Here is a 7,398-nt window from a genome sequence, read left to right on the forward strand (position 1 = left end):
CCTGGGCGGCAACTCGCTGATCGCCACCCGCGCGGTGTCGCGCATCAACGCGGCCCTGGAAACCACTGTGGCCGTGCGCGAACTGTTCGAGACCGCAACGGTTTCCGGGCTGGCCGCGCGCATCGTGCCGGGCAGCGCCGCGGGCGCGCGCCCGCGGCTGGTCGCCGGTGAGCGTCCGGCGCGGGTGCCGCTGTCGCTGGCGCAGCAGCGCATGTGGGTGCTCAATCAGCTGGATCCGGAGTCCCCGGCCTACAACATCCCCATGGTCATCCGCCTCACCGGCGCACTCGATGTGCCCGCCCTGCGGCAGGCGGTCGAGGATGTGCTGACCCGCCACGAGGTGCTGCGCACCCGCTACCCGGAGTCGGCTCCGGGCGCACCGGCCTACCAGGAGATCCTGTCGGTCGCCGACGCGCTCCCGACCGGCCTCGAACTGGAGCGGGCCACCGACATCGGCGGCCGCATCGCCGAACTGGTGGGCACCGGATTCGATGTGGCCCAGCGGGTTCCGGTGCGGATCCGCCTCATCACCGGCGACGATCCGGACGACTACCTGCTGGTCCTGGTCGCCCACCACATCGCCGCCGACGGCGCGTCCATGGCGCCGCTAGCCCGCGATCTCATGACCGCGTACCTGGCGCACGCCGCCGGTGACGCGCCCGCGTGGACGCCGCTGCCGGTGCAGTACGCCGACTACGCGGTGTGGCAGCGCACGGCCGTCGGCAGCGAGGACGACGAAACCTCTACCGCCGCCGCGCAATTGGCCTACTGGCGCGATCAGCTGGCCGGACTGCCGGTCCGCCCGCTGCTGCCGCTGGACCGCCCGCGCCCGCTGACCGCCTCGATGCGGGGCGCGCTGCTGGACTTCAGCCTGCCCGCCGAGGTGCACGCCGGACTGAATCGGGTTGCGCGCCAGCACAATGCGTCGCTGTTCATGGTCGTCCACGCCGCCGTGGCGGCCTGGCTGTCGCGGCTGTCGGGCAGTGCGGATGTCGTCATCGGCACCGCGGTCGCCGGGCGCGGCGAGCGGGCACTGGACGATCTGGTCGGCATGTTCGTCAATACGCTGACCCTGCGCACCCGGGTCGACGCGTCGGCCCCGTTCGACGAACTGGTCGAGCGCGCCCGCGAGACCGATCTCTCGGCCTTCGCACACGCGGACGTCCCGTTCGAACGGGTCTCGGAGCTGGCGGCCCCCGGCCACAGCACCGCGAATCCGCTGCTGCAGGTGGTGCTTTCGCTGCAGAACACCGAGACCCCGGTGCTGGAACTGCCGGGCCTCACCGTCGCCGCCGTCGAAACCGGCCTGGCCACGGCCAAATTCGATCTGCAGATCAGCGTCGAACCGCGCCCCGGCGTGGACGGCGCGGCGGGCGAGCTGGCCGTGATCCTCAACTACGACACCGACCTGTTCGAGGAAACCTCCGTCGATTCCTTCGCCCGGGCGCTGGAGCGGATGCTGACCGCGGTCGCCGCCGATCCGCACCTCCCGGTCGGCGATGTCGTGCTGCTGGACGCGGTGGAATCGGCTGTGGTCCAGTCGATTTCGCAGCCCGTGCCGGAGCCCGCCGGGGTCGGTGTGCGCGGCGCGGCGCTCTCGCAGGTGCTCACCACCGCCGCCGAGGACGATCCGGACGGCCCGGCCGTCGTGTGGGGCGACGAGTCGCTGTCCTACCAGGACCTCGACGCGCGCTCGTCCCGCCTGGCCCGGGTGCTCATCGCCCGCGGCAGCGGTCCGGGCACCGGTGTCGCGGTGCGCCTGGAACGCGGTGTGGATCAGGCGGTCGCGGTGTGGGCGGTGCTCAAGGCGGGCACCATGCTGGTGCCGTTCGCCGCCGCCGAGGCGCCGGGCCAGGACGTGAAGGTCGGCATCACGGTGGGCGTCGCGCCCGAATCCGTGTCCGGCATCGACTGGCTGGTGCTCGACGATCCCGAGACGGCCGCCGAGATCGCCGCCGAATCCGCGCGACCGGTCACCTACGCCAACCGGATTCGCGCCCTGCGCGGCGACGATGCGGCGCGCGGGTCGACCGACGGCGCGCTCACCTACGACGGCCTGGCCGCCGTGGTGGACCGGGCGCGAAGCCTGGACCTCACCTTCGAATCCCGCACCTTCCACCACGGTGCCCCGGATTCGACGCTGGCCATGATCGAACTGGTGGCCGCGGGTGCGGTCGGCGCCTCCGTGGTCCTGGTCGATCCGGAGTCCGGGTCCGGGCTCTCCGAGGCGCTCGGCGACGGAGTGGGTCACCCACCTGTTCGCCGAGCACGCCCGCCTCGCCGAGCTGGATCCGGCTCCGCTCGAGGACCTTCGCGCACTGGTGCTCGACGCGCCGACCCCGGCCGCCGAGCCGTGGGCGGAGCACGCCACCATCCTGGTGCTGCCGGAATAGGCAGTACCCGCATTCACCGAGGCCGCCGCCGGATTCACCTCCCGGCGGCGCGTACGGTAGCTACCGTCGAGTAGTTGTGGCTCGGATCACATGCTGCAACGACCTGGCGGGGGCTCCGATAGTCCCTCCGGTTCGAGCCGCCGCACCTACTCCGCGCGGATATGCTGTGCCCGGTTCGCCCGGCCACGCGGTTTGGTCGGTTCGGGCCGGTCGAAGATCTTTCGACGCGTGTGGATTTCTGTAGCTGTGAGGTGAACGACAAGATGGATCCTGCTCGCAGATCAGCTCGCGGTGGTCGCCGTCGCCGTTCCGGCAGCCCCTTCCTGGGACAACTGCTCACCGCCGCGGTCGAATCCGCCGCCGATGCCGTCGCCGTCAGCTTCAATCCGACCGGAAATCCGGAGGATCTGCGCGAGCTCACCTACCGGGAACTCGACGAGCAGTCCTCCCGCGTGGCCCGCGAACTGATCGCGCTGGGCGTCGGCCCGGGCGATGTGTGCGCCATGGGCATCGCGCGCTCGCTCGAATCGGTGCTGGCCATGTGGGCCATCGTCAAGACCGGCGCCACCTATCTGCCGGTGGACCCGACCTACCCGGCCGACCGCATCGAGCACATGCTCACCGATTCCGGCGCCAAGTTCGGCGTCACCCTGGCCGCTCACCGCAAGGGGCTCGGCACCGCCGCCTACTGGATCGAACTCGACGATCCGGCCCGCGCCGACCGCATCGCCGCCCGGCCCGCCCACCCCATCTCCTACGCCGACCGCATCCGGCCGCTGACCGAACAGCACCTGGCCTACGTCATCTACACCTCCGGATCCACCGGCAAACCCAAGGGCGTGGCCATCACCCACGCCGGCCTGGCCGGACTGGCCGCCCGCCGGGAAAGCCGTGCGGTGACCGGGGATTCGCGCATCACCCAGCTCACCACCCCGAGCTTCGACTTCTCCATCGTCGAGATGCTCTACGCCTTCACCGCCGGGGCGACGCTGGTCGTGGTGCCGCCGGACGTGTTCGGCGGCCAGGAGCTGAGTGAACTGCTGCGGCGCGAGCGGGTCACCCATATCTGCATCACCCCGGCCGTGCTGGAATCGCTGGATCCGGCCGTGCCGGAGGATCTGCAATCGATCATGTGCGGTGGTGAACGCGTCCCGCCCGCGCTGGTGGACCGCTGGATCACCCCCGACCGCGACTTCTACATCGAGTACGGCCCGACCGAGGTGACCGCGTTGTCCACCGGCACCGGGCCGCTGGAGCCGGGCGGCGGCACCCACATCGGCACGCTGCTCCCGGGCATCGGCGCCTACGTGCTGGACGCCGGGCTGCGGCCGGTGCCGCCGGGCGTGGTGGGCGAGCTGTACCTGGCGGGCCCCGCGCTGGCCGAGGGCTATCTGAACCGGCCCGGACTCACCGCCGAACGCTTCGTCGCCGGACCCTACGGTGAGCCCGGGCAGCGCCTGTACCGCACCGGTGACCTCGTCAAACGGCTGGAGAACGGCAACTTCGAACACCACGGCCGCACCGACTTCCAGGTCAAGATCCGCGGTCTGCGCATCGAACTCGGGGAGATCGACAGCGCCTTCGTCGCGCATCCGGACGTGGATTTCGCGGTCACCCTCGGCACCACGCTGCCGACCGGTGCGGCCGCGCTGGTCAGCTATGTGCTGCCGAGTCCCGGAAAGGCCCTGGACACAGCGGAATTGGCGGCCTTCGCCGGAGAATCCCTGCCCGCGTACATGGTTCCCGCCGCGATCATGGTGCTCGACGAGATCCCGCTGACCCCGGTCGGCAAGGTGGATCGCGAGCGACTACCCGAGCCGGTGTTCAATACCCGCGAATTCCGGGCACCGGCCACCCCAGCGGAACGCGCCATCGCCGAGGTGTTCTCGGGCCTGCTCACCCCGCCCGACGCCGAGCCGCTGCGCGTCGGCTCCGACGACGACTTCTTCGAACTCGGCGGCAACTCGCTGCTCGCCACCCAGGCCGTGGCCCGCATCGGCACCGCGCTCGGCACCCGCGTGCCGGTCCGCGTGCTGTTCGAGGCCTCCACCGTGTCCGATCTCGCGGTGCTGCTGGCGGGGGAGCGGGCAGCCGAAACCGCAACGCCCGCACTGGTTCCCGGGCCGCGCCCGGATCGGGTGCCACTGTCCTACGCGCAGCAGCGCATGTGGTTCCTCAACCGCTTCTACCCCGACAGCGCGGTCGACAATGTGCCGCTCGCGGTGCGCCTGTCCGGCGAACTCGACCTCGACGCCATGCGCGCCGCGGTGCGGGACCTGGTGGAACGGCACGAAGTGCTGCGCACCGTCTACCCGGAGGTGGACGGCGAGGGCTACCAGCAGGTGCTGCCCCTCACCGATGAGCGTGCGGTGCCGGAACTTTCGGTCGAGGACATCGACCCGGCCGACCTGACGGCACGGGTGATGGCGATCGGCGGCGCCGGTTTCGACGTCACCGCCGCCCCGCCCATCCGGCTGAGCGTGCTGCGCCTCGGGCCCGGCGAGCAGGTTCTGGTCGGCGTGGTGCACCACATCTCCGGCGACGGCTTCTCCATGGGACCGCTGACCCGGGACCTGGTGACCGCCTACGTGTCCCGGACCTCGGGCACCCCGCCGCGGTGGGAGCCGCTGCCCGTGCAGTACGCCGACTACACGTTGTGGCAGCGCGCGGCCCTCGGCGCCGAGGACGACGAGAACTCGACGCTGTCGAAGCAGATCGCGTACTGGCGGGAGACGCTCGCCGACCTGCCCGATGAGCTGGCACTGCCCGCGGACCGCCCGCGCCCGCCGGTCGCCTCCTTCCGCGGCGGCACCTTCCGCTTCGAACTCGCCGACGACGTCTACGCGGGCGTGCGCCGGCTCGCGCGCGGCCACAACGGCACCACCTTCATGGTGGTGCACGCCGCGCTCGCGGTGCTGCTGGCCCGGCTCTCCGGCACCCGCGACATCGCCGTCGGCACCCCGGTGGCGGGCCGCGGCGAGGCCGCGCTGGACGACCTCATCGGCATGTTCGTCAATACCCTGGTGCTGCGCACCGACGTCGATCCGGCCGCCGGATTCGCCGAATTGCTCAGCGGGGTCCGCGAATCCGATGTGCGCGCCTTCGGCCACGCCGACGTGCCCTTCGAACGACTGGTGGACCTGCTCGAACCGGCGCGCTCGCAGGCGCGCAATCCGCTGTTCCAGGTCATGCTGTCGTTCCAGAACCTGGCGCCCGCCGAATTCCGGCTGCCCGGCCTGACCGTCTCCGGCACCGACCTCGAGGTGCCGTTCGCCAAGTTCGATCTGCAGCTGACCGTGCAGGAGACGGTCGACGCGCGCGGCGACGGCACCGGCATGGCGGCCGAATTCTCTTATGCGCTGGACCTTTTCGACGAGCCGACCATCACCGCCTTCGCGCGCCGCTTCGCCCGCGTGCTGGAGCTGGTGGCCGCCGATCCGGCCGCCCCGGTCGGGGATCTCGACCTGCTCTCGACCGAGGAGCGGGCGCGCGTCCTGACCGACTGGAACACCACCGGCTTCGATGTGCGTGCCGCCGTGGGACTCCGGAAGGACCTCGCGCCGACCCTGGTGTCGATGTTCGAGGCGCAGGTCACCGACACCCCCGAGACCGTCGCGCTGGTCTTCGAGGGCGAGCGCCTCACCTACCGGGAACTCTCCGAGCGTGCCGACCGGCTGGCCCGGGAGCTCGTCGACAGCTACGGCGTCGGGCCAGAAACCCTTGTCGCCCTGGCTATTCGGCGCTCCACCGAGCTTGTGGTCGCCATGTACGCGGTGCTGAAGGCGGGCGCGGCGTATGTGCCGCTGGATCCCGAACAGCCCATCGACCGCAATGAGCACATTCTCGACACCGCGCGGCCGCGGCTGGTGCTGACCACCTGGCGTGACGGTTTCGGCAGCGGGAGCGGCATTCCGACCCTCTTCGTCGAGGAGGCCGAGGAGCGGGCGCGGCAGCGGCCCGCGGGGCGGCTCTCGAACGACGAACGGACGCAACCGCTTCGGGGCGAGCACACCGCCTACGTCATCTTCACCTCCGGCTCCACCGGGCGGCCCAAGGGTGTGGCGGTCAGCCACGCGGCCATCGTCAACCGCCTGGTGTGGATGCAGGCGCAGTACCGGCTCACCTACTCCGATGTGGTGTTGCAGAAGACTCCGGCGACCTTCGATGTGTCGGTGTGGGAGTTCTTCTGGCCGTTGCAGACCGGTGCGCGGCTGATGGTCGCCAAGCCGGACGGGCATCGCGATCCGGTGTATCTGGCGCAGGTCATCGCCGAACAGGGCGTCACCACCGCGCATTTCGTGCCCTCGATGCTCACGGTGTTCCTGTCCACGCTGGGCGGGGAGATCCCGTCCGACGGGTTGTCCCTGCGCCAGGTGTTCGCCTCCGGTGAGGCATTGCCCGCGCCTACCGCGCACAAGCTGCGCGAGCTCACCGGCGCACGGCTGCACAATCTGTACGGCCCGACCGAGGCCGCGGTCGACGTCACCTATCACGAGGTGACCGACGCCGATACGGTGTCGGTGCCGATCGGGCGGCCGGTCTTCAATACCCGGCTGTACGTGCTGGATTCGCGCCTCAACCCGGTAGCGCCCGGCATCCCGGGCGAGCTGTACCTGGCCGGTGACCAGCTGGCCACCGGCTATGTGGCGCGCCCCGACCTGACCGCGGATCGCTTCGTGGCCAACCCCTTCGGCCACGGCGAGCGCATGTACCGCACCGGGGACCTGGTGCGCTGGAACGCGAGCGGCGAGGTGGAATACCTGGGCCGCACCGACTTCCAGGTGAAGCTGCGCGGCCTGCGCATCGAGCTCGGCGAGATCGAGGCCGCGCTGCTGGCCCAGCCCGGCGTGGTCAATTCGGTGGTCGTGGTGCGCACCGACCCGCACGCGGGGGATCAGCTCGTCGGCTACGTGGTCCGCGAGCCCGGTGTCCCCGTCGATCCGAGTGCGGTGAAAGCCGCACTGACACAGTCGCTTCCGGCCTACATGGTGCCGACGGCCATCGC

General features: G+C 70.9%; 2 protein-coding genes. Both read left to right on the plus strand.

Features of this window, described 5'->3' with window-relative positions; all coding sequences use genetic code 11:
• Window positions 1–2,467, plus strand: a 2,467-nt coding sequence (locus ON43_RS05270) for a condensation domain-containing protein (RefSeq protein WP_040804173.1), incomplete at its 5' end; no start/stop codon positions are given.
• A gap of 189 nt (window positions 2,468–2,656) precedes the next feature.
• Window positions 2,657–7,398, plus strand: a 4,742-nt coding sequence (locus tag ON43_RS05275) for a non-ribosomal peptide synthetase (protein WP_040804175.1), incomplete at its 3' end; no start/stop codon positions are given.

It is taken from the genome of Nocardia concava NBRC 100430, from assembly GCF_000308815.1.
GTDB classification, from domain to species: Bacteria; Actinomycetota; Actinomycetes; order Mycobacteriales; family Mycobacteriaceae; genus Nocardia; species Nocardia concava.